The 23093-nt window shown below is 65.6% G+C and carries 25 protein-coding genes and 1 pseudogene; 13 read left to right on the top strand and 13 right to left on the bottom strand.

Going from position 1 to position 23093, the window contains the following annotated elements:
- The first annotated feature begins 221 nt into the window (after positions 1-221).
- Positions 222-1421, top strand: coding sequence for a L,D-transpeptidase family protein (locus D4Q52_RS10540; RefSeq protein WP_119856615.1), 1200 nt, complete (start codon positions 222-224; stop codon positions 1419-1421).
- A gap of 84 nt (positions 1422-1505) precedes the next feature.
- On the opposite strand, the gene D4Q52_RS10535 is transcribed toward D4Q52_RS10540, so the two are convergent.
- Positions 1506-1712, bottom strand: a complete 207-nt coding sequence (locus tag D4Q52_RS10535) for a hypothetical protein (RefSeq protein ID WP_119856510.1) — start codon at positions 1710-1712, stop codon at positions 1506-1508.
- A 234-nt stretch (positions 1713-1946) separates the two neighbouring features.
- On the opposite strand from D4Q52_RS10535, the gene ettA reads away from it, so the two are divergent.
- Positions 1947-3596, top strand: coding sequence for an energy-dependent translational throttle protein EttA (gene ettA, locus D4Q52_RS10530; RefSeq protein WP_119856509.1), 1650 nt, complete (start codon positions 1947-1949; stop codon positions 3594-3596).
- Between the two features lie 33 nt (positions 3597-3629).
- Here the strand turns inward: ettA and D4Q52_RS10525 are convergent.
- Positions 3630-3889: pseudogene (locus D4Q52_RS10525) on the bottom strand (BrnA antitoxin family protein).
- Entirely contained in the window at positions 3873-4169 is a 297-nt protein-coding gene (locus D4Q52_RS10520) for a BrnT family toxin (RefSeq protein ID WP_119856508.1), read from the bottom strand. Before D4Q52_RS10520 ends, D4Q52_RS10525 begins: the two are co-directional and overlap by 17 nt.
- Before the next feature lie 97 nt (positions 4170-4266).
- Here D4Q52_RS10520 and tam point away from each other — a divergent pair, with 97 nt between their 5' ends.
- The 3 genes from tam (at position 4267) to D4Q52_RS10505 (ending at position 6983) form a co-directional block, all read left to right on the top strand.
- On the top strand, positions 4267-5037 hold the full coding sequence (tam, locus tag D4Q52_RS10515; RefSeq protein ID WP_119856507.1) for a trans-aconitate 2-methyltransferase: 771 nt from the start codon (positions 4267-4269) through the stop codon (positions 5035-5037).
- A 120-nt stretch (positions 5038-5157) separates the two neighbouring features.
- Positions 5158-5745, top strand: a complete 588-nt coding sequence (locus tag D4Q52_RS10510; protein ID WP_119856506.1) for a TIGR00645 family protein — start codon at positions 5158-5160, stop codon at positions 5743-5745.
- Positions 5746-5747: 2 nt separating this feature from the next.
- The gene (locus D4Q52_RS10505; RefSeq protein ID WP_119856505.1) at positions 5748-6983 is read left to right on the top strand and encodes a lytic murein transglycosylase; all 1236 of its coding nucleotides are present in this window, start codon (positions 5748-5750) and stop codon (positions 6981-6983) included.
- Positions 6984-7086: 103 nt separating this feature from the next.
- Here the strand turns inward: D4Q52_RS10505 and D4Q52_RS10500 are convergent, their stop codons facing one another.
- A complete protein-coding gene (locus tag D4Q52_RS10500; RefSeq protein WP_119856504.1) occupies positions 7087-7371 on the bottom strand; it encodes a hypothetical protein in 285 nt (94 codons plus the stop codon).
- A 218-nt stretch (positions 7372-7589) separates the two neighbouring features.
- Entirely contained in the window at positions 7590-7910 is a 321-nt protein-coding gene (locus D4Q52_RS10495; RefSeq protein ID WP_119856614.1) for a hypothetical protein, read from the bottom strand.
- A 115-nt stretch (positions 7911-8025) separates the two neighbouring features.
- Between D4Q52_RS10495 and D4Q52_RS26960 the strand changes: the two genes are divergently transcribed.
- Together D4Q52_RS26960 and bfr are read left to right on the top strand one after the other, a co-directional pair.
- Positions 8026-8502, top strand: coding sequence for a (2Fe-2S)-binding protein (locus D4Q52_RS26960; protein ID WP_349627410.1), 477 nt, complete (start codon positions 8026-8028; stop codon positions 8500-8502).
- Between the two features lie 139 nt (positions 8503-8641).
- Entirely contained in the window at positions 8642-9124 is a 483-nt protein-coding gene (gene bfr, locus D4Q52_RS10485; RefSeq protein ID WP_119856502.1) for a bacterioferritin, read from the top strand.
- Here the strand turns inward: bfr and D4Q52_RS10480 are convergent.
- Entirely contained in the window at positions 9063-9707 is a 645-nt protein-coding gene (locus D4Q52_RS10480; RefSeq protein ID WP_234831143.1) for a hypothetical protein, read from the bottom strand. The two genes, bfr and D4Q52_RS10480, sit on opposite strands and share 62 nt — an antisense overlap.
- Positions 9708-9807: 100 nt before the next feature.
- Positions 9808-10239, bottom strand: coding sequence for a DoxX family protein (locus D4Q52_RS10475; RefSeq protein WP_119856501.1), 432 nt, complete (start codon positions 10237-10239; stop codon positions 9808-9810).
- Between the two features lie 294 nt (positions 10240-10533).
- On the opposite strand from D4Q52_RS10475, the gene D4Q52_RS10470 reads away from it, so the two are divergent.
- The 5 genes from D4Q52_RS10470 (at position 10534) to D4Q52_RS10450 (ending at position 15647) form a co-directional block, all read left to right on the top strand.
- Complete coding sequence (locus D4Q52_RS10470) at positions 10534-11478, top strand: LysR substrate-binding domain-containing protein (RefSeq protein WP_119856500.1); 945 nt, start codon at positions 10534-10536, stop codon at positions 11476-11478.
- A gap of 96 nt (positions 11479-11574) precedes the next feature.
- On the top strand, positions 11575-13053 hold the full coding sequence (locus D4Q52_RS10465) for an aldehyde dehydrogenase (RefSeq protein WP_119856499.1): 1479 nt from the start codon (positions 11575-11577) through the stop codon (positions 13051-13053).
- Between the two features lie 71 nt (positions 13054-13124).
- Positions 13125-14393 carry an MFS transporter gene (locus D4Q52_RS10460; protein ID WP_210210136.1) on the top strand — a complete coding sequence of 423 codons (1269 nt, stop codon included), beginning with the start codon at positions 13125-13127 and terminating at the stop codon, positions 14391-14393.
- Positions 14394-14422: 29 nt separating this feature from the next.
- Positions 14423-14752: a hypothetical protein gene (locus D4Q52_RS10455; RefSeq protein WP_119856497.1), complete on the top strand. Its 330-nt coding sequence runs from the start codon at positions 14423-14425 to the stop codon at positions 14750-14752.
- Positions 14753-14768: 16 nt separating this feature from the next.
- On the top strand, positions 14769-15647 hold the full coding sequence (locus tag D4Q52_RS10450) for an MBL fold metallo-hydrolase (protein WP_119856496.1): 879 nt from the start codon (positions 14769-14771) through the stop codon (positions 15645-15647).
- A gap of 165 nt (positions 15648-15812) precedes the next feature.
- Here D4Q52_RS10450 and D4Q52_RS10445 read toward each other — a convergent pair whose 3' ends face one another.
- The 6 genes from D4Q52_RS10445 to D4Q52_RS10420 all read right to left on the bottom strand — a co-directional run bounded on the left by D4Q52_RS10445 (position 15813) and on the right by D4Q52_RS10420 (position 20531).
- Positions 15813-16064 (bottom strand): DUF2188 domain-containing protein, encoded by a 252-nt coding sequence (locus D4Q52_RS10445; protein ID WP_119856495.1) that lies wholly within the window; start codon positions 16062-16064, stop codon positions 15813-15815.
- 61 nt (positions 16065-16125) lie between these two features.
- Entirely contained in the window at positions 16126-16740 is a 615-nt protein-coding gene (locus D4Q52_RS10440; RefSeq protein WP_182915283.1) for an SOUL family heme-binding protein, read from the bottom strand.
- A gap of 139 nt (positions 16741-16879) precedes the next feature.
- Positions 16880-17524 (bottom strand): collagen-like protein, encoded by a 645-nt coding sequence (locus tag D4Q52_RS10435; RefSeq protein ID WP_119856494.1) that lies wholly within the window; start codon positions 17522-17524, stop codon positions 16880-16882.
- 57 nt (positions 17525-17581) lie between these two features.
- Positions 17582-18763 (bottom strand): cytochrome P450, encoded by a 1182-nt coding sequence (locus tag D4Q52_RS10430; protein WP_119856493.1) that lies wholly within the window; start codon positions 18761-18763, stop codon positions 17582-17584.
- Positions 18764-18903: 140 nt separating this feature from the next.
- A complete protein-coding gene (locus D4Q52_RS10425) occupies positions 18904-19890 on the bottom strand; it encodes a hypothetical protein (protein WP_119856612.1) in 987 nt (328 codons plus the stop codon).
- Between the two features lie 257 nt (positions 19891-20147).
- Positions 20148-20531: a RidA family protein gene (locus tag D4Q52_RS10420; RefSeq protein WP_119856492.1), complete on the bottom strand. Its 384-nt coding sequence runs from the start codon at positions 20529-20531 to the stop codon at positions 20148-20150.
- 282 nt (positions 20532-20813) lie between these two features.
- Here D4Q52_RS10420 and D4Q52_RS10415 point away from each other — a divergent pair, with 282 nt between their 5' ends.
- Positions 20814-22106, top strand: a complete 1293-nt coding sequence (locus tag D4Q52_RS10415) for a flavin-dependent oxidoreductase (protein WP_119856491.1) — start codon at positions 20814-20816, stop codon at positions 22104-22106.
- Positions 22107-23093: the final 987 nt, after the last annotated feature.

The raw sequence follows: 23093 nt of genomic DNA, 5'->3' as shown, positions 1-23093 counted from the left end.
AAAATTTTCACCGCGAGGCAGGCGATGCAGGATCAGCGGCAGCGTCGCTACACGCTGGTGAACGCAAGGCGCTACGCAGCGGGAAACGCGACAAAAGCGGCACAGGGGGCCGAATAACCGCGAATTTGGCGTGATTGTGCCGGTGTTGTCTTGAATGTGCCGTGATCCTCCGGCATCTGCGCGTTAACGATCCGGTCTCGGCTTGGGTGTATAAGCGGGCGATGATGAACAATCGAATCTTGACGTTGTTGGCTACGGCTGCGGCAATTGCGGCCGGAACTTCACTGGCGCAGGCGCAGAGCTATCCAGCCTCCGGCGCCTATGCGACCGCCGCTCCTGGTGATTACCGTCGCCAGTTGCCCGACTTCGACAATGTCGACGACGAAGAGGGGCTGTCCGCCGGCCCGTCAGCGGCCTTGCCGCCGCCGGGCCCGGTCATGTCTCCCGATGATCCACGCTACGGCCGTCCAGCTGGTGCGCCAGTCTATTCGGAGCGTGCGCCGGTGCCGCAGGGACCGGTGATGTCGCCGGACGATCCGCGCTACGGCCGCCCGATGAACGCCCCGGTCTATTCGGATCGCGGGCCGGCGCCGCAGGGCCCCGTGCTGTCGCCCGATGATCCGCGCTATGGTCGCCCGGCTGGTCCACCGCCGGTGATCTATTCCAATACAGGTGACGGTTCGCCACGGCCGCCGGAGGGCGTCGGTCAGTACGGCGCCCCGCAGCAGGCGACCGGATCGGTGCAGGGCGCTCCGCAGCTCGGCGGCGATGGCCGGCCGCTGCAGGTCGCCGCGCTGCCGCCGGAAGAGCAGCCCGACGCCGACCAAAGCTACGAGCTGCCGCCGAACCTGCGCCGACAGGAAGTCGCGTTCCAGACCAAAGAGCCGGCCGGCACCATCGTGGTCGATACCAGCAACACCTATTTGTACTACGTGCTCGGCAATGGCCGCGCGATGCGCTACGGCGTGCGCGTCGGCCGCGACGGCTTCACCTGGAACGGCGTGCAGAAGATCAGCCGCAAGGCGGAGTGGCCGGATTGGCATCCGCCGGCGGAAATGATCGAACGCCAGCCCTATCTGCCGCGCTTTATGGCCGGTGGTCCGGGCAATCCGATGGGCGCCCGGGCGATGTATCTGGGTTCGACCGTCTATCGCATTCACGGCACCAACCAGCCGTCGACCATCGGCAAGTTCGTGTCCTCGGGTTGCATCGGCATGCTGAACGACGACGTCAGCGACTTGTTCGAGCGTGCCAAGGTGGGTACCCGCGTGGTGGTGCTGCCTGGTGGCTCGCCGACGGCCAGCGCCAAGCCGCAGCCGGTCGCTTCAGCGGCGCCGTCGGCTGCGCCGCAGATGTCGGCAGCGCCGGTCGCACAGCCGACCTCGGTGGCCCCACTGCCTGCCCCGGTCACGATCCGCTAATCAGAGCACAGCCCTTCAAGCAAAACGCCCGCGCAGATCGCTCTGCGCGGGCGTTTTGCTGTTGTGCTGCGGGTCGACTCGACCTCAGCTGTTGTGCGCGTTGCGGACCGCGTCACGCCCGTGCTTGGCGCGCCATGCCGGGCCGGGGCCCCGCATGTAGTGCAGCTCCGGTCGATACGGGCTGAACGCCTGGACGAAGAACTGGCTCCAGAACTCGCCGATTTCATCGATCAAGCCCGACCGATGCGCGGCAGGCTCGAGCGGGTCAGACCGGACGGGCGTCGATAGCATGCGTCCCATGATGGCCTCGTGATCAGCGCCAGCGGTTGCGAAAGGCGCCGCGGCACGTATCGACTGTCGAACGAGCTCCTTAAAAATTGGTGCGAATTGTCTGAACTGGCATGCCTGTCGCCAGCATGCTGAACGATCGGTTAAGCTGCGTTCCCTCGGGTTGCCCTTTGCCGGCCGCGCCGTTACATCAGCGGCAACCGATTTTCCCCGCCCGCACCGCGCTCAAGGACCACGATGGCTCGCCAGTTCGTCTATTTCATGCAGGGTCTGACCAAGGCCTATCCGACCCGCAAGGTGCTGGATAACGTTCATCTGTCGTTCTACCCGGACGCCAAGATCGGCGTGCTGGGCGTCAACGGCGCCGGTAAATCGACCCTGCTGAAGATCATGGCGGGGATCGACAAGGAATATACCGGCGAGGCCTGGGTCGCCGAGGGCGCTCGCGTCGGCTATCTCGAACAGGAGCCGCAGCTCGATCCGGCGCTGAACGTTCGTGAGAACGTCATGCTCGGCGTCGCCAAGCAAAAGGCGATCCTCGATCGCTACAACGAGCTGGCGATGAACTACTCCGACGAGACCGCCGACGAGATGACGACGCTGCAGGATCAGATCGAAGCCGCCGGGCTATGGGATCTCGACAGCAAGGTCGACCAGGCGATGGACGCGCTGCGCTGCCCGCCGGACGACGCCGACGTCACCAAACTGTCGGGCGGCGAGCGCCGCCGCGTCGCGCTGTGCAAGCTGTTGCTCGACCAGCCCGATTTGCTGCTGCTCGACGAACCGACCAACCATCTCGACGCCGAGTCGGTGTCGTGGCTGGAAAACCATCTGCGCAACTATCCGGGGGCGATCCTGATCGTCACCCATGACCGCTACTTCCTCGACAACGTCACCAGTTGGATTCTCGAGCTCGATCGCGGCCGCGGCATCCCCTACGAAGGCAACTACTCGTCCTGGCTGGTGCAGAAGCAGAAGCGGCTGCTGCAGGAAGGCCGCGAGGACGCGGCGCACCAGAAGACGCTGGAGCGCGAGCAGGAATGGATCGCGTCGTCGCCCAAAGCTCGCCAGGCCAAATCCAAGGCGCGCTACCAGCGCTACGAGGAACTGCTCGCCAAGGCGTCCGACAAGCAGACCCAGACCGCGCAGATCATCATTCCGGTCGCCGAGCGGCTCGGCAACAATGTGGTCGACTTCGAGCACCTCACCAAGGGGTTCGGCGACAAGCTGCTGATCGACGATCTCACCTTCAAGCTGCCGCCCGGCGGCATCGTCGGCGTGATCGGCCCGAACGGCGCCGGCAAGACCACGCTGTTCCGCATGATTACCGGACAGGAGAAGCCGGATCAGGGCACGATCACGGTCGGCGAGACCGTGCACCTCGGCTATGTCGATCAGTCACGCGACGCGCTCGACGGCAAGAAGACCGTGTGGGAGGAGATTTCCGGCGGCAACGAGCTGATCCTGCTCGGCAAGAAGGAAGTCAACTCACGCGGCTATTGCTCGGCGTTCAACTTCAAGGGCGGCGATCAGCAGAAGAAGGTCGGCTCGCTGTCGGGCGGTGAGCGCAACCGCGTGCATCTCGCCAAGATGCTGAAGAGCGGCGCCAACGTGCTGCTGCTCGACGAACCGACCAACGACCTCGACGTCGACACGCTGCGCGCGCTCGAAGAGGCGCTGGAGGATTTCGCCGGCTGCGCCGTGATCATCAGCCATGACCGCTGGTTCCTAGACCGTATCGCCACGCACATCCTCGCCTTCGAGGACGACAGCCACGTCGAATGGTTCGAAGGCAACTTCCAGGACTACGAGAAGGACAAGATGCGCCGCCTCGGCCAGGACGCCATCATCCCGCACCGTGCGAAGTACAAAAAGCTGACGCGCTGAGGCGCGTCGGCGGAAAGGTGGAGAGCGCCGGCGCTATCCCACCTTCTCGCTCAGCCAGATCTTGATCAGCGACTGATAAGGGACGTCACGCTTGTTGGCGGCGACTTTGATCTGTTCCAGCAGGCTGTCGGTAGCCTGATCGAGATCGACGTCGTCGAAGGCCTCAGATTTGGAAAGCGCACTTGCACAGCCTTCGATAGATCAAAGTAGTCCGCTGTATCGTGCGTTTCCCAAAAAACGCGCTCTTCGGCGTCGCGGTCGAATTTTGGGACCTGCTTAAGCTTCCTGGCCATATCTCGCGCGCTCCCCTGCGCTCATTGGTCGGGCAGATATCACTCGGATCTTTGGTGCCTGACGCAGCGTGAAGCTGATCTGGATAGGCGGCCAGGAGCGGTTTTCCCATAGGCGTGATCTGGGCTCACCTTCGCTGTGCGACGTGTCGCTGAACACCAGCAAAGGGAAGTTGCTGTAAACCTGCTCGGCTTCGCCGCGGTCGACGGCGTGCTTCAGGGCGCTCTGACGACTATTGCCCTCGTCCCAGTCGAACCCAACGATGCGCCTCAGATCGATCATCTGGATATGTCACGTATATGGGCCTCGGCGAGGATATTGCAAAATCCTGCCAGATCAATAGCTTTCCAGCCCGACTCGGGGGCGCAAGGGTGGATGGATGGTCGATTGGAGTGCCGAACAATATCTGATGTTCGAGGACGAGCGCACCCGGCCGGCGCGCGAGCTGCTCGCGCAGATCCCGGTTGCGGCACCGCGCAAGGTCGCGGATATCGGCTGCGGGCCCGGCAATTCGACTCAGCTTTTGACCGAGCGCTGGCCGGAGGCGGCGGTGATCGGCATCGATACCTCGGCCGATATGCTGCGCCAGGCCCGTGAGCGGCTGCCGCAGCACAAGTTCATCGAAGCCAACGTCGCGCATTGGGCGCCACCGGCTGGCACCGACGTGCTGTTCGCCAACGCAGTGTTTCAGTGGGTGCCGGATCATCTGAAGCAGTTCAAGCGGTTGCTGTCGGGATTGGAGCCCGGCGGCGTGCTCGCTGTGCAGATGCCGGACAACCTCGACGAGCCGTCGCACATCATGATGCGCGAAGTCGCTTTCCAGGAGCCGTGGCGCCACCAGCTTTCCAAGGCAGCCGAGCTTCGCGACTCGCTGCCGAAGCCCGGCGTGTACTACGACGCGCTGCGGCCGCTGTGCAGCCGGCTGGAGATCTGGCACACCGTCTACAACCACGTGCTCGACGATGCCGTTGCGGTCGTCGAATGGGTCAAGGGTACTGGGCTGCGCCCGTTCGTCGAGCCGCTCGATCTGCCCGAACGCAAGGCCTATCTGGCCGCCTATACGGCGCGCATTGCGGCCGCTTATCCGCCACAGGCGGATGGCAAAGTGCTGTTACGGTTTCCACGTATCTTCATCGTCGCCATCAAGTAGTTTCCGCCGGATTCGTGGCGTGGCGGATGCGGTTAATCGCCGCTGCGCGTCGTCTCGACAGAATCGAACGGAGTTCCCACTTGATAGGTCGCCAATTTCCCCCGCCTGGAGCTACCCGCAATGTCGATGACGCCCGAGACGCCGCTGCCGCCGAAGGGCTCGGCGCTGCGCCCGATCCCTATGCTGATCTTCGGTTCGCGCTGGCTGCAACTGCCGTTGTACGTCGGCCTGATCGTTGCCCAGGGCATCTACGTCGTTCTGTTCTTGAAAGAGCTTTGGCATCTCTTTCAGCACTCGTTCGATTTCAGCGAGCAGCAGATCATGCTGGCGGTGCTCGGTCTGATCGACGTGGTGATGATCTCGAACCTTCTGGTGATGGTGATCGTCGGCGGTTACGAAACGTTCGTGTCGCGCCTCAATCTGCGTGGGCATCCGGACGAGCCGGAGTGGCTGAGCCACGTCAATGCCAGCGTGCTGAAGATCAAGCTGGCGATGGCGATCATCGGCATCTCGTCGATTCATCTGCTGAGGACTTTCATCGAGGCTGGCAGCCTCGGATCGCCCGGCCGGGCTGGTTACACCGAGACCGGCGTGATGTGGCAGACCATCATCCACACCGTGTTCATCCTGTCGGCGATCGGCATCGCCTGGGTCGACCGGATCTCGAATCTCGCGGTGGAAGAAGCGAAGTCTCACGCCGAGCATTGACGATGCGCCGCGGCGCGCGTCTGGTCGCTGTCTGCCTTGCGCTGGCAGCGACCATGATCCCCAACGCCGCGATGGCCTCCGATGCGGGGTTCGCGCGCTTCCTTGCCTCGCTGTGGCCGGAAGCGCAGCAGGCCGGCGTGTCGCGCTCCACCTTCGATACGGTGACGGCCGGGCTCGAGCCGGACTATAAGCTACCTGATCTGCTGCTGCCTGGACGGCCCCAGACCGGCGCGCCGTCGCAGGCCGAATTCGTTCAGGTCCCTGCCGACTACTTAAAAGAGTCGCGGATCGAAGCGCTGGCCGGCCACGGCCGCAAACTGCTGTCGCAATACGGCGCGACATTGCGGGCGATCGAGCAGCGTTTCGGCGTTCCGGCCACAGTGGTGCTGGCGATCTGGGGCCGCGAGACCGACTACGGTCGCTATCGTTTGCCCTACGACGCCGTGCGTGTGATGGCGACGCAGGCCTATGTCGGACGGCGCAAGGATCAATACCGCGTCGAGTTGATCGAGGCGATGAAGATCATCAGCGACGGCGTGGTGCCACGCGAGGCGATGCGGTCGTCGTGGGCGGGCGCGACCGGCCTGACGCAGTTCCTGCCGTCCGAGTACTACAAGCACGGCGTCGATTTCGATGGCGACGGCAAGATCGACATCTGGCGCTCGGTGCCGGACGCGCTGGCCTCGGCCGCGCGGCAACTCGTCAACAAGGACTGGAAACCAGGTGTGCGCTGGGCCTACGAGGTTCGTGCGCCGGCCAATGCCGACTGTACGCAGGGTCGCCCCGACGTGTCGAAGTCGGTCGGGCAGTGGGTGCGCGAGGGATTTACGCCGGTCCGCGGGGAGCGGCTGAGCGCCGAGGAACTCGCCGAGCCGGCGTCGCTGCTGCAGCCCGAAGGCATTTACGGTCCGGCGTTCCTGACGACGAAGAACTACTTCGTCATCAAGGAATACAATTTCTCAGACCTCTACGTTCTGTTCGTCGGCCATCTCGCCGACCGCATCACCAACCCGCAGCCGTTCGCGACGCCGTGGGCGGCGAGCAAGCAACTCCGTACCACCGACGTCGAAGCGATGCAGCGCGGGCTGACGCGGCTCGGCTTCTACAACGACAAGGTCGATGGCAAGGCCGGAATGCTGACGCGTGCCGCGCTCGGTGCTTATCAAAAGGCGGCGCGGCTGAAGCTGGATTGCTGGCCGAGCGAGACCGTGTTGCGATCGATCGAAGCGGCGCGCTGAGAGCGGCGTCCGCAGCTTGATCAGCCAGCATCGGCAAAGCAAATGCCCGGCCGATCGCTCGGCCGGGCATTTGTAAAGACGGCTATAAGAGCCGCGGCTCAGATCAATCGCAAACCTCGACCGGGCGCGAACGCCAAACGCCGCGATAGTCGTCCCAGAAGCGCTGGCGCACGACGCGGCAGGCGGGTTCTTCGACATAGACCGGGGCGGGGGCCGCATAGGCCGGGCGGCTCGCAGCGATCGCACCGCCCAGCAGGGCGCCACCGATCAGGCCACCGGCGACGCCGGCAGCGATCCGGCCGCCGTCAGCCTTCGCCGCGGGGACAGCAGTGACCAGCGAGCCGGCGAGGGTCGCGACCGCAACCATGACCGAAACAGTCTTCTTCATTTCTCTCTCCAGAGTGGCGCCGCGACTGGCGCGTTGACAGAAGGTCGCCCGACCGACGGCACAGCATCAAAAAAGCGCAATGCCGTCAATCGTCGCATATCCAGGTACGGAGCACTGTTCCTCAAAAACGGTGATTTTCGGGCCACCCCTGGCGTTTCCCCTAAGCTCGGAATCTCAGGGGCGATGGGTAGTCGAGCGGCCCGGTCAAAGGTTCAATCTCAGCCGCAGACCCGGACATTGCGGATTCGCCAGGCGTAGCCGTCCCAAAATCGCTGGCGCTGCCAGAAGCAATCGCCGTAGGGGCCGGGTTCGACCACATAGGCAGGTGCTGGCCCGTAGACTGGACGCGGCGCGTAATAGTAGCCGGGCCCGTAGCCATAGCCTGGGCTGGCCAGGGCGCCGCCGACCAGCGCGCCGCCGAGGAGCCCGGCAGCGAGGCCCGCGCCGAAGCCGTCATGTGCCTGGGCAGGCGCCGGTGCGCCGACCGCTGCAAGCCCAAGGGCGGTGACGGCCACCAGCCCCATCAGTGCTTTCCTCATGGATTTCACCCCTTCTTGCTGGTCCGGTCGGATCGAGACCGGTGCGATCGTGTTGCGGGCTGCAGCATCCATGTTTCTCTTGAACGATCCGTGAATACCGCGGCTCAGACGGGCCATGATTGACCTCTGCCTTGCGGCAAACTCGTGGCGCTGTTGTCGGCCCAGAGCGGCGGGCATGCATGCCGGCGCCAGCTGCAACGATCGGCTCGCTGCGGTGAAGTTACAACGGCTCGGCTGCTGCGCTAGGGGGCGGGGAGGAACAGGCTTGCGCGAGATCAATCCCGATTGCCGAGTTTGGAATAGCTTCAAAACACCGGTTTTCCTTTTGCTTCCGTCCTATCTCTTGACTATCCAAAGCGCGTACCGCCATCGGGACCTTCGTACTTCCATGATTGTCTGTTCCTGCAACGTCCTGACCGACCACGACGTCCGTAGCGCTCTGCATCCCGACGGCGGGAAGGCGAGCAGCGCCGGCGAGGTTCATCGCTGCCTCGGCTGCAGCCGCAAATGCGGGCGCTGCATGCATACGATCCGGAAGATCATGACGGACGCCGGCTGCGCGGCCGGCCACGCCCCGGCCCACGTCTCCTAGGCCAAACCGGTCTCACCTCGCCGACGGACAGGGCGGGGATTGCGATGACCCCGACTTCTGATCTAGAACTATTCCAATTCTAAACTGGATGCGCGTCCGGCCTGTCGCCGGATCACGCGCGTTCGCGACAGGAGAAGTCATGAAGGGCGACGCGAAGGTCATCGAATATCTCAACCGCGGCTTGCGCAGCGAGCTGACGGCGATCAGCCAGTACTGGCTGCACTATCGGCTGCTCGACAATTGGGGGCTGAAGGACCTCGCCAAGACTTGGCGCAAGGAATCGATCGAGGAGATGGTCCACGCCGACAAGCTCACCGACCGCATCATTTTCCTCGACGGGTTCCCGAACATGCAGGTGCTCGATCCGCTGCGGATCGGCCAGAACGTCAAGGAAGTGCTGAACTCCGATCTGCAAGCCGAGATCGACGCGCGGACGCTGTATCAGGAGGCGGCGACCTACTGCCACAGCGTCAAGGACTACGTGTCGCGCGACCTGTTCGAGCAACTGATGAAGGACGAGGAGCATCACATCGACTTCCTCGAAACCCAGATCGAACTCGTCAACCGCATCGGCGTGGAACTGTACCAGCAGCACCATATCGGCGAACTCGATCACGATTGATCGCGAACCGGCGCGTCTCCGACCCCGAGGCGCGCCGCTCAGCTGGTCCGGCCGGCGCAAGCGGTAGCGGACACTCGGCATAGGCGGCGTCGATCGCTGCTTCGGAGCCCTCGACCTTGAGCTCGACCGCGCTGTTGCCGGCATTCAGCGCCCGGATCCGGACGAACAGCTTGGCCGATCCGCGCAGCTCGGCCACGAACTGCCGGAGCGCGGCGTCATCCTCGATCACCAGAACCCGGTTGCCGAGCAGCACGCGGGACTCGACCGCATCGTGCCCGGGCTTGTCGTCGAACCGATAGCCGAAGCTGGTGTTGCGGTCCGAGCCGACCCGAAACTGGAAAGCCAGCTTCGCGATCGGCCGGTTCTCGAAGCAGGTCAGCTGCAGGCTGGCGTGGTAGATCCCGGGCGCGGCCGAATTGGTGGCGCCCCATGCCATCGTATAGGCGCCGCCCACGGGAGAGCCGGTGATCCGATCGGGCCGCTGATCGATCAGCCAGCTGCCGGAGCGCGCCGCGCCATTCGACACGCACCCGCTCAGCACGACCACCCCCACCAACGTCGGAATACGCAATACGCCGATCACGTCAGCCTCCGCCGGGTTGCAATGTGCAACCCCGGCGCGAGGCCATCAACCCTATCATGTGCGGATCAGCGAGCGCCGGTGCGCCGACCTGGCGTCGCGATCAGCTTTGCCGCCGTCCGAAGGGCCAATCGACCACTTCAGCGGCGTAGAGCGCCGCCCAGATGATCAGCGGCTGTGCCGCGAGCCTCGGGCCGTGATACCACCAGCTGCTCGGCAGCCCGGCGATGTCGATGCCGCCGAGCGCGTGATTGATGTTCGCCGGCCACACGCATAGCGAATACAGCGCCAGCGCGACGCCAGCCCACCAGCGCAGCGGACGTGTCACCAGCGCCAACGCAGCGGCGAATTCGAACAGGCCCGTCAGCAGGATCACCGTGGGCGCGAGCGGCACCCAGCCGGGCGTCATCGCCAGCAGCTTGTCAGGGACCGCCAGATGCGCAACACCGGCCGCGGCGAAGAACGCCGCCAGCGCCCATCGCATCACCGCGCGATGCAAAGATCCCGTTTCCGGCTCCACGACGTCGTCCTCCATTCACCAGCAATCGGCGTTCCGCTTGTAGCACGCTGCGTCAGATTGACCCGGCGTTGCTGGAATCATGAGTGCCGACACCAGGACAGCCGAGAGGCGCGCCCGCAATCAACTCGCCGATGAGCGAGATCGATGCCGCAGCGCATGGTGACAAGCGAGCCTCAAAGTGAGAAGCGAGGTGCGAAACCGGCCATCGCGTCGTGACCGCACTTGGTGTTTATACCAATGCCGCAGGCAGCCAACCAATCTTGGAGCACAGCCTTCCGCATTACCAACAATGAATAGAAAGGCCCGACCGTGCGCCGCAAGATCCCCAGCACCAGCGCGCTCCTGACGTTCGAGGCCGCCGGCCGGCACGAAAGCTTTTCGCGTGCGGCGGAAGAGTTGGCGATGACCGAAGGCGCGGTCAGCCGCCAGATCGCGCGGCTGGAAGATTTTCTCGGGCTGATGTTGTTCAACCGCGTCAAGGGCCGCATCCATCTCACCGAGGCCGGCAAGCAATACTGGCTGCAGATCGTCGGCGATCTCGACCGGATCGAGCGCGACACGCTCAATCTGCTCGCGCGTCCTGCGGAGGGCGGCGTGCTTGAACTGGCGGTGATCCCGACCTTCACCAACAAGTGGATCATTCCGCGCCTGCCGGATTTCCACGCCAAGAACCCCGGCATCGTCATCAATATGAGCGAGCGGCCGGAGCCGTTTCTATTCGCGGAGAGCCCGTTCGACGCGGCGATTCACTATGATCATCCAGGCTGGGCCGGGATGATCAAGAAGGACCTGTTCGCCGAAGAACTCGTCCCGGTCTGCAGCCCCAAATTAATCGGCGGCCGCCGCTCGCTCTCGCTTGCCGAACTGAAGACGCTGCCGCTGCTGCACAAGCGCGGCCGCATCGATTCCTGGAAGAAGTGGTGGGATCACCTCGGCGTCAGCGGCCTCAATCCGATGCAGGGTGCGCAGTACGACCTGTTCTCGATGACGATCGAAGCGGCTGCCGCGGGCCTCGGCGTGGCGCTGGTGCCAAGGCTCTACGTCGCGCAGGACATGCTGGACGACCGGCTGGTGATTCCGTTCGATCACGATGTGCCCGGGGACAAGCGCTACTGCCTGGTTTGCCCCGAGAACAAATACGGGTCCTGGCCGCTCCGGCCATTCCTCGACTGGCTGGTGCAGGAATCGGAATCCTACGTGCGGCAGCGCGATGCGGCACTGCTGAAGCCCAAACGCGCCGCGGCGCGCGGCTGACTGGCCCATTACATTGTGTCACTGGCTCTTGTACCAGTGTTCATTGAGGCCGTAGAGGGCGGACTTTAGGTTGGCTCCATCAGGAGCACTTAGCTAATGCACAAATACCAACTCTTCATCGACAACGCTTGGCACGATCCCGCTTCCAACGAATGGTTTCCTACCGAGGATCCGTTCACCGGCGAAGCCTGGGCGGAGATTCCGCGTGCCAACGCCGCGGATGTCGATCGCGCGGTGAAGTCCGCCAAGGCGGCGCTCGACGGGCCGTGGGGCACGATGTCGGCGACGGACCGCGGCATGCTGCTGTACCGGCTCGGCCAGCTGATCGAGGAAAATGCCGCGACTCTTGCTGAAGTCGAGGCGCGCGACAACGGCAAGCTGCTCAGCGAGGTCTCGGGACAGGTCCGCTACGTCGCGAAATACTTCTATTACTACGCCGGGCTCGCCGACAAGATCGAGGGCGCGGTGATCCCGATCGATAAGCCCAAGGTGTTCAACTACACCAAATACGAGCCGATGGGCGTCGTCGCGTCGATCACGCCGTGGAATTCGTCGCTGCTGCTCACCGCCTGGAAGATGGCGCCGGCGCTGTGCGGCGGCAATACCTTTATTTCCAAGCCCTCCGAATTCACCTCCGCGTCGATGTTCGAATTAGCCAAGCTGGTCGCCAAGGCCGGCATTCCGCCGGGCGTGTTCAATGTCGTCACGGGCTTTGCGGCAGACGCCGGCGAGCCGCTGATCCGCCATCCGGACGTTGCGCGCGTCGCCTTCACCGGCGGCGACCAGGGCGGCCGCGCCGTGGCGCGGATCGCCGCGGAGAACCTCAAGCGCGTCTCGCTCGAACTCGGCGGCAAGTCGCCGAACATCGTGTTCGACGATGCCGATCTCGATCAGGCGGTCAACGGCGTCATCACCGGCATCTTCTCGGCCGGCGGCCAGACCTGCATGGCCGGGTCGCGGCTGCTGCTGCAGGACAGCATCCACGATGAGTTCGTGGCCAAGCTGCTGGAAGTCACCAAGCGCGCCAAGGCCGGCGATCCGCGCGCGCCGGGCGTGCAGGTCGGTCCGGTGGCCACCAAGCCGCAGTTCGACAAGGTGATGCACTATATCGACGTCGCCAAGAACGAAGGCGCGCGCTGCCTCGCCGGCGGCCGTGCTCTGACCGGGCCGGACTACGGCGCCGGCCGCATCGTCGAGCCGACCATCTTCGTCGACGTCACCAACGACATGCGCATCGCGCAGGAGGAAGTGTTCGGCCCGGTGCTCGCGGTGCTGCGCTTCAAGGACGAGGAGGACGCGGTGCGGATCGGCAACGACATCCGCTTCGGACTCGCCGCCGGCGTCTGGACCCGCAGCCTGAAGCGCACGATGTACATGGCCGACAAGCTCAAGGCCGGGACGGTGTGGATCAACAACTATCGGTCGACCAGCTTCACCACGCCGTTCGGCGGCTTCAAGGACAGCGGGATGGGTCGAGAAGGCGGCGTCGAGGCCGTGAAGGAATACCTCGAAGTCAAGAGCGTCTGGATTTCGAGCGATCTCCAGATGCCCGATCCGTTCATTCGCAAATACTAAACAACAAACAACTCGTGCGCGTCGTGCGCGGGCTTCGTCCCGCCACGACGCGGCATCGAGACAGGGAGGGAATGACTATGGGTGATACGATCACCGCCGCGGCCGCGCCGGCGACTGGCTGGTTCGGCAGCCTGACGAAAAAGCAGAAACACACGTTCTGGGCGTCGTTCGGCGGCTTCGGCATCGATGCGCTCGACGTTCAGCTCTACAGCTTCGTGATGCCGACGCTGATTTCGCTATGGGCGATGAGCCGGGCGGAAGCCGGCATGATCGCCACGGTCGCGCTCCTGGTGTCGGCAGCCGGCGGCTGGGTCGGCGGCATTCTGGCGGACCGCTATGGCCGGGTGCTGACGCTGCAGATCACCATCGCCTGGTTCACGCTCTTCACGTGCCTCAGCGGCTTCACCAATTCGTCCGAACAACTGATGATCGTGCGAGCGCTGCAGGGCCTCGGCTTTGGCGCCGAATGGGCGATCGGCGCCGCGCTGATGAGCGAGATCGTTCCGGCCAAACATCGCGGCAAGGCGCTCGGCTTCGTGCAGAGCTCGTGGGCGGTCGGCTGGGGCGCCGCGGCGCTGATCTTCGCGCTGACGTTCTATCTGCTGCCGGAGACGATCGCGTGGCGCGTGCTGTTCTTCGTCGCGATCATCCCCGCGCTGTTCGTGTTCTACATCCGCAAGCACGTCGAAGAGCCGGAGGTGTTCAAGAAGCACGTCGGCGCGGCGGAGCGGAAGGCCTCGCTGCTCGAGATCTTCTCCGGCCGCATCCTCTACACCACGATCTTCACCGCGCTGCTGGCGACCGGCGTGCAAGGCGGCTTCTACGCGATCGCGACCTGGCTGCCGACCTATCTGAAAACCGTCCGCGGGCTGTCGGTGCTCAACACCTCCGGCTATCTGGCGGTGATCATCGTCGCGGCGTTCTTCGGCTATATCGTCGGTGCCTACCTCACCGACGCGATCGGGCGCCGGTTGACCTTTGCGCTGTTCGCGATCGGCGCCATCATCACGGTGGTGCTCTACACCTTCATTCCGATCTCCGACGCCTGGATGCTGGTGCTCGGCTTTCCGATCGGGTTCTGCTACGCAGGGACCTTCGCGGGACTCGGCTCTTACTTCGCGGAGTTGTACCCGGCTCGCGTCCGTGGCGCCGGAATGGGCTTCTCCTACAATTTCGGCCGGGCCGTCGGCGCTCTGTTTCCGGCATTGGTCGGCTATCTCAGCCAACAGATCGCGCTGGAGACAGCGATCGGGATCTTCACCACCGGCTCCTACGCGCTCGTCCTGCTGGCCGTCATGGCGCTTCCCGAAACCAAGGGGCAGGAACTCCGGGTCGATTGACCTTCGCACCATCTGCAGGAAAGACGCTCATGCCCAACGTTTCCGTCTACATTCCGGGTCCGCGCATGCCGGAAGCCGACAAGCTCGATCGCTTCACGGCGACGTGCACCGAGCTGTGCACCGGCGTGCTCAAGGCCACGCTCGACAACGTCCACATCATTTTCATCCCGGTGCTGCCGCAAGGCCGCGGCCACAGCGCCTGGGTCGAAGTGCAGTACCGGCTCGAGACCTTCCGGCCGCCCGAAGTGATGAAGGACTTCATCGCCAAGGTCGACCGGCTCGTCAAAGACGAGTTCGGCTTCACCGCGCGGATCCGCTGCTTCGGCTACGGCGCCGAAGCGGTCCACGCGCTCAATTGAACCGTCGAGAGGCACGATGAATCCCGCCCCAGTTCAGCAGGTCCCCGGCGTATATCGCCGCCGGATCGGCGATATCGTCGTCACCGCGCTCAGTGACGGCTATCTCGACGCCGACGTCGGCGTGTTTCGATCGATCACTCGCCCCGAAATCGATCAGATCCTCACCGAAGGCTTCCGGCCTTCACCCCCGCGGCTTTCGGTCAACGCCTTCCTGGTTCACGCCAAGGGCCGGACGGCGTTGATCGAGACCGGCGCCGGCGACACGATGGGGCCGACGCTCGGCAAGCTGATCGACAACATGCGGGCGGCGGGCACGCGGCCCGAAGACATCGACACGGTGCTGCTGACCCACATGCACCCCGATCACTCCAACGGGCTCTGCAATGCGTCAGGCGAGCGTAACTATCCGAATGCCGAGTTGCTGATTCATGAGGACGAGGTCAATCATTGGACCGACGACGCCGCGATGAGCGTGGCGCCGGAGCGCAAGCGCGTGCGCTACTACGAAGCCTCGCGCAAGCAGATCGCGCCGTATCGAAGCCAGCTGCGCCCGATCCGCGACGGCGAAGTTTTCCCCGGCGTGACGGCGGTTCCGATCCCCGGACACACGCCGGGCCACACCGCCTATCTGATCGCGGACGGCAACGACTCGGTGCTGGTGTGGGGCGACACGGTGCACGTCCCCGAGATCCAGGTGCGTCGGCCCGAGGTGACGCTCGACTTCGACAGCGATCCTGCCGCCGCCGTCGAGATGCGCCGCCGGCTGTTCGATATGGCGACGACGGACCGGATGCTGATCGCCGGCATGCATGTCCACTTTCCCGGCTTCTCCTACGTCACCCGCCGCGGCGACGGCTACGATCTCGTCCCGGAAGCGTGGTCGCCGGCGCTGTAGCCGGAGGCCGCTGGACCTGCCGCGGCGAGGATAACCACCGCCTTGCGACCCAGCACCGTGATGGAAGGGACAAGCCCGTCCATCACGAGCAGATCGTTTTTTGCATTGATTACTTCAAGCGCCGCCGGACCGCCTGCTGGATCAGCCATCCAGCGATCTATCGGCTCAACTTCGGCCCTTGTCCACTACCGCCGTGTTCGGACGGTCGTCGCCGCGGGCGGTTTCTTCGTGCCAGCGACCGCTCGGGTCTTCGTACTGGATGGCCTCGGTGGGGCCGGGCGCGCGCTGCTCGGCCGCCGCGCGTTTGGCCGCGGCGAGCGCGGCTTCGTGGCTCGGGAAGGTCTCGGAGAAGCTGCCGTCGACCTGGTAGGCCCAGCCGCCGTCGTGTTCGACGATCTTGTAGGTGACGTCGGTCATCGCTGCCTCGTGGTTTGATGGATTGGACTCGTCAACGTCGGCGCCCAGCCGCTGTTCCGCCTCACCGCGGCGCGACCAGCACGGCGGCCTCGTTGCGGCGCAGGAATGGAATGGTGAAGGGCGCGTCGTAGAACAGTCCGAACGGTTCACCGCTCGGCTGCCATTTGCTGGTGCCGAGCGCTGCGACGAGCTGCTGCTGGCGCGCCGGCAGGTCGCGGCCGGTCCAGGTGAAGCGCAACGTGGCGATGGTTTGCTCCGGCACGGTGACGATCTTGACGCGCGGATCGGCGGGGGCGGGGGCGGTGTCGGGGGTGAACCGCGCCGGCAGGAAGAAACGCATCCGGATCGCGCCGTCCCTGCGGTCGGTCTCGACCGGGGCGGTCATGGCGATCTTCTCCGGGCGGGTGACGTCGACCGGCGTCGTCATGGCGATGCGCTGCGCGCCGCGATTGGCGCCGGCGATGTAGTTGAACAGCAGCGTGAAGGCGCGGCCGTCGGCGCCGTCCTGGCGGCCGAGCGCGACCTCGGCGGCGAGCCGCGGCGCGTAGCGGCGGATCTCGATCGCCTCGGCGGGGCGATCCAGCACCGCGTAGGCGGGCTCCTCGTAGAGCCGCAGCCCGAACACGCCGAGCAGCGATTCGAAGATCAGCACGGTGTAGTACCAGATCGTCGACATCAGCCTCTCCGCATCGCAGTTCTCGCGGAGACAGTTAGTGACCCCGTTAGCGAGCGCAAGGCCACGTCCGCGAGGCTCGTGCGGCACACAGGTCGACCGGTATCGAGCCGATCATCGTCGAATCCCGACGTGCCGAGGCTCAGTCCTTGTGCTTGTGCCGCTTCTTCTTGTGCTTCTTGCCGCCCTGGTCCCTGTCGCCGCTGTCCGGCTCGCCGTCAGCAGCGTCGTCGTCCTGCGCCAGTGCCTCGGCCATCTCACGTTCGGCGGCGGCATGCTCGGCGGCTTCGCGGGCTTCGGCCGCTTCGCGCTCGGCGCGGTCGCGGGCGTCCTGCTGGCGCTTGGCCTTGTAGTCCTCATAGGCGTCGAAGATCAGGTGCAGCCACGGCATCACCTGCTCGAGCGCCGGCAGCGCGCCGGCCGGACCTGGCTCGCCGCGCGGGCCGGCTTCGCCGCGCGGGCCCTGCTCGCCGCGCGGGCCTTGTTCGCCGCGGGGACCCTGCGGGCCAAGCTTGCCGTCGGCACCGGTCGGACCGGCTTTGCCGTCCGGGCCGGGCTTGCCTTGCGGACCCTGCGGGCCCGGCTTGCCGTCGGCACCGGGCTTGCCCTGCGGGCCGGCCTTGCCTTGGGGGCCGGGCTTGCCGACCGGGCCTGGCTTGCCGCGCGGACCTTCCGGGCCGGGGCGGCCGGGATGACCTTGCGGTCCAGGACGGCCCGGTTCGCCGGGACGGCCACGCGGCCCTTGTGGACCCGGACGTCCGCGACGGGTGGATTCAGCTTCGGCCACGCGTACCCCCAAACGATTCCAACACGTCTCTCCCTTAGCAGAGACGACTTGACGGCTTCAATTCGGCGACGCGCCTTGCCACGTAACCGGCAGATTGAGCAGGCCGCGAAACGCCCAGCCGCCGATCCGCACCGGCTCGCGCGCGTCGAGCCGCAAGTGCTTCAGCCGTGCGAACAGGCTCGGCAGAGCGACATCCGCCACCATCGCGCGCGACGCGAAGGCGCCGGCGCAATAATGCGGGCCGGCGCCGAACGCGATGCTCTTGGCGTGGTCGCGGCTGACGTCGAATATGTTCGGATCGGCAAAGCAGGCCTCGTCGCGATTGGCCGAGCCGAACATGAAGAATACGCGGTCCTCCGGTTCGAAATCGACGCCACGATAATGGAACGGCTGCGCGACGCGGCGCGGCGACATGCCGATCGGCGCGATCCAGCGGGCGTACTCCTCGAACACGTCGAGCCAGCTCGCCTCGCCGGCGCGCACCTTGGCGTATTGCGCCGGATGCGTCAGCAGCGCCCAGACGCAGCCGCTGATGGCGTCGCGCGGCTCGTTCTGGCCGCCGGAGATCGCCAGCTTGATGTTGGCGCGCACCGAGTCCATCGCCATGCCGGCGGCGAGCAGCACGCTGAGCATCGAGCTGTCCGGATGAGCGCGTAGCACCGGCATCATGTCGTCGATCGCCGCATCGATGCCCGCCGTCGCCGCGTGGCAGCGCGCTTCGATCGCGGCGTCGCCGGTGTAGTTGGCGATGCCGTCGATCATCGCCTGCGACCACGCATCCATCTCTTGGTAAGTGATATTGGTGAGGCCGGTGATATTCTTCAGGCACTCGCCGGACAGCGGCAGCGCGAACGCCTTGACCAGATCGGCGCTGCCTTGCGGCGCCAGCGCGTCCAGGATGCGATCGGCGTGAGCCTGGAACTGCTTGCGCCAGACGTCTCGCACCGTCCGCGGCGACACCGACGGAAACATCGCGGTGCGTTCGGCGAGATGCGCGTCGCCGTCCTTGCGCATCATGTTGTGGCCCATCAGCCGGTTCATCAGCCCGGCCGGCTGATGCGACGAGAACACGTCGATGCGCTTCTCGGTGACGAAGATGTCGTCACGCCGTGTCAGCACCGTCGAGCCGAGCTGCGGCACGAACGCGATCGGCGCCTGCGCGCGCATCTTCGCGAGTGCAGGATAGGGATCGGCCCAGAACGCGGCGACGTCGATATCGAAATGCGGAGCGTTGCTCATGCGGGGATCTGCTGCAGTGCAAGAGAGATTGCGAAGCAACTGCAAGGGTGATCGCGCGCGGCGCGGCTGTCAAATCGAAACGCTTAGTACGTATTCCGCGACACGGGAGGGGCGGGATCGCGTGTTGTTACTCCGCCGAACTACTCCGCCGCGTCGCTGCGCGGCGGCGTCACGGCGCTCGCATTGGCGGCGAGGAACACCAGGCCGTCATCCTTGCGGCAGATGCCGTAGGTGCCGGCGCTGTTCGAGGTCAGCACCTGGGCGGGGTCGCCGCATTTCTCGCAGACCAGCGTGCCGGCGGTGTTGAGGGCGCCGGGCAGGCGGTCCTGCTTGCTGAGCAGCGTGCATTGCTGCGCCTGCGGATCGATGCTGACCTTGGCACCGCAGGAGAAGCAGAACCGCGTCTCGGCCTGCTGCTTGCCCTGGTCGATATTCGCCGGAATCTTGCTGGCGCAGACCGGGCAGTTCACCGACACCGCGCGGGTGAATTGCGAGGCACCGGGCATCCGCAGGAAGATATTGCCGGACGTCGAACGATGGGCGTGGAAGCGCTGGCCGCAATGCGGGCAGGTCGGCTTGGCGCTGTCGCCGGGCAGGCTGCCGATCTGAAACTCCACCGCCTTCTTGCAGGCCGGGCAATTCTCAGTCTCGGTCGCCAGCTTGCGCTCCGGCACCGGGCTGTCGGTGATGCGCGCCTCGATCTGCAGCGTGTCGCGCGCCGTCAGCATCTCGATCACGTCGAACGGCAGCTGCCGGCCGGTGATCTCGCCGATCTCGTGGGTGACGCCGATCAGATTGTCGATGCACTGCTCGATCTGGGCGAGGTACACGGCCGACGGCAACGATTCGTCGCGGCCGCCTTTGACCGATTTGTGGATCTGGCTGATCGAGGTCTCGAGCTGGCGCGCCAGCACGTTGAGATGCGCAGCGGTGCGCGCTTCCGTGGCGCGCTGGCGGACGGTCCACACCACGGCCAGCGTGGCGAGGCTGGCGCCGCCGATCGCCGAGATCTGGCCCCAGAACCAGACCCAGCCGGTTTGTGTGCCGAGCGCGACGCCGAGCAGGATCATGAACAGACCGGTGCACGCGGCGATGGTCTCGACCGGATGGGCCGAAAACACTTTCATGAAAGCTTTGCGCAGCACCGCGGATCCTCGACCTGATGACCTGCCCAACCTACCGCTAATCACCGCGCGCCGAAAGCTGGACCTGCGTCGGGGAGCGGGTTTTACCCGTGGATGATCGGCATTTGTCCGCAAGCAAATGATCGCGAGCGGTGCTGCGACTTTGACGTCGATCAAGGACGTCGCCGGATGCGCGTGCGCCGGCTGCGGCGAAGTGGGAGTCGCGGCCGCCGCCACGTCGGGCCGCAGCCGGGCCGCGGTTACTTCGCCAGCGACGCGACGCCCTCGATTTCGATCAGCATCGCCGGATTGGGTAGTGCCGCGACCACGCAGGTGGTACGCGCCGGGTAGGGCGCCGGCCCGAACGCCTGCGCATACAGCTTGTTCATCGGCACCACGTCCTGCGCGCGGGTCAGCAGCACGTTGACCTTGACGAGATCGCGCAGGCCGGCGCCGGCTTCGCTCAGCACCCGCGTCAGGCTCGCGACCACGAAGCCGAACTGCGCGTCGAATTCGGCCGGCAGATTGCCATGCGGATCGAAGCCGGGAAGGCCGGAGATGAACAGCAGGTCGCCGGTCCGCGTCGCGAACGACAGCGGCGGCGCCTTGAGGTGCGGCGGCGGAGCGAAGTGCTGGATCGGCATGGCGTGTCCTCGATGCTGTGACACCGCTAAGGTAGCATGCAAAGCGCGGGCGTGCCGACGAGCGCTGCGCTCGTGAGCTCGATGGGGGCGGGCTGCAATCATCGCGCTGCGAAGCGTCTGTCTGGTGTGTCATCGCGCCCTCACCGTCCTCGCAAACCACGCCGGCAGAATGTTCCCGATATGTTCTAGTCGTCAAGTCGGGCAACCGCAGGACAGACCCGGTTGCCTCGCCGGGCGGAGCTGGCTACAGCAAGCCGCAAACACGATCAGGGCGGGGCGTTCATGAGCGACACAGTGATCATTGCCGGCGGCGGCATCGGCGGACTGGCAACGGCGCTGACGCTGCAGCAGATCGGCGTGCCCTGCGTCGTCTATGAGGCGGCGCGCGAGATGCGGCCGCTCGGCGTCGGCATCAATCTGCAGCCCAATGCGGTGCGCGAGCTCTACGACCTCGGCATCACCGCGGCGGATCTCGACCGCGTCGGCCTGCCGGCCAAGGAATGGGCGCTGGTTGGCCTCAACGGCAACGACATCTACGCCGAGCCGCGCGGCACGCTGGCCGGCTACGCCTGGCCGCAATACGCGGTGCATCGCGGCCGCTTCCACATGCTGCTGCACGACAAGGTGGTGGAGCGGCTCGGCGCCGGCGCGGTGCAGCTCGGCCGCCGCGTCACCTCCTATCGCAAGACCGCGGACGGCGTCGTCGCCACGGTCGAGCACGCCGACGGCGGCAGCTCGGAGGTCGCCGGCGCGCTGCTGATCGGCGCCGACGGCATTCACTCCGCCATTCGTGCCCAGATGCATCCGGGCCAGCCGCCGATCCATTGGGGCGGCGCGGTGATGTGGCGCGGCACCACCTGGGGCAAGCCGACCCGCACCGGCGCGTCGTTCGTCGGGCTCGGCACCCACAAGCATCGCGTGGTGATCTATCCGATCTCGCATCCCGATCCGAAAACGGGACTGTCGATGCTGAACTGGATCGCCGAGGTGACGCTGGACAACACCGAGGGCTGGAAGCAGCAGGGCTGGTTCCGGCAGGTGCCGACCAGCGAGTTCGCGCATCATTTCGACGGCTGGGTCTACGACTGGCTCGACATGCCGGCGCTGATCCGCAGCGCCGACTCCGCTTACGAGAATCCGATGATCGACCGCGATCCGGTCGCCACCTGGCGCGACGGACCGGTGCTGCTGATCGGCGACGCCGCGCATGCGATGTATCCGACCGGCTCCAACGGCGGCACCCAGGCCATCGTCGACGCCCGCGAACTCGGCGCCGCGATGGTGGCGCATGGTGCTAATCAACAGGCGCTGGCGGCGTTCGACGCCAAGCTGTGCGGCCCGATCTCGCAGCTGATTTTGCGCAACCGCGGCGCGGGCCCGTTCGGTCTCTTGAACCTCGTCGACGAGCGCTGCGGCGGCACCTTCGACAATATCGACGACGTCATCCCGGCCGCCGAGCGCGCCGCCTTCATGGCCGGCTACAAACAGGCCGCGGGCTTTGCGATCGAGAAACTCAACGCCGCGCCGCCGACGATTGCGCCCGGCGCGCGGGTGAAGGAACGGGAAGGCGTGTAGTTGGCTGCGCCAATCGGCGCATATCTTCGGCGCCGTCATCCTGAGGCGCTCGCCCGCAGGGCTCGCCTCGAAGGACGTGGAGGCATGCGTCAAAAGTGTTGCGTTGTTTCGGGCGCGTCTTGTCGCTGAGCTTGCTCCCGACCTCCGTCATGGCCGGGCTTGTCCCGGCCATCCACGCCTTTGCTGCATCTCCGCCTGCAAGGCGTGGATGCCCGGCACAAGGCCGGGCATGACGCGGGGAGGCGAACGTGCCTCATTTCACAGCGCGCATTTGCGGTCAGGCTCTGAGAAGCCGGCGAAAGCGCTCGCTCTCGAAAGTCGCTACGCTCACCCGTCAGTGCTGCTGCTGATCACGATGTCAAACAGCCACGCCTGATCGTTCTCGCGGCGCCGGAGCGTCCGAGGTTTGCGCCCGTCGCTTCGCAGCGAGGGGCGGGGGCGCGCCGGTCGGCGCAGAGTGGTGGAGCTTGTCGCGAGGGCTGCGATCCCTCGCGCGACGCCGGTCCGGCGCGCCCACCGCGGCGAGTTTTGAGCCGAAGGACCGCTCTTCCGGGACCGAGCGAGCTTGCGGGCTTTCCCCGGCCTCCACTCGACCCGTCCAGCCTCTTGAAGCGGCGGCCGCTCGTAGTAGCGGCGGACGGTGGCCCTCGACTTCCCGGACGATGTGCGTGCGAGGCACACCGCGCAGGACGCCGCATCCGGCCGGGCGACGCCGCATCGCGCGACCCCGCCGACCGTCACCGGCCGGTCTCCCGGCCGATGATCCGTCCCGCTTCCAAGCGCCCTCGAGAAGCGCCCCTCACGGACGGGACGAGCGGATTATAGTCCGTATAGGAAAATTGTCAAGCCGTAGCCCGGATGGAGCGCAGCGCAATCCGGGACGCGCCAAGGCGAGGCGCCGGAGATCGGCCGCCTCATACGCGGCCCCTCGATTTCGCTTCGCTGCATCGAGGCTACGGGCCGGCGGGCCTCACGTTCGTCATTCCG

The organism is Rhodopseudomonas palustris (genome assembly GCF_003591005.1).
Taxonomy (GTDB): Bacteria; Pseudomonadota; Alphaproteobacteria; order Rhizobiales; family Xanthobacteraceae; genus Rhodopseudomonas; species Rhodopseudomonas palustris_K.
The sequence above is the reverse complement of the archived record's forward strand: the minus strand, read 5'-3'. Positions and strand labels throughout refer to the sequence as shown.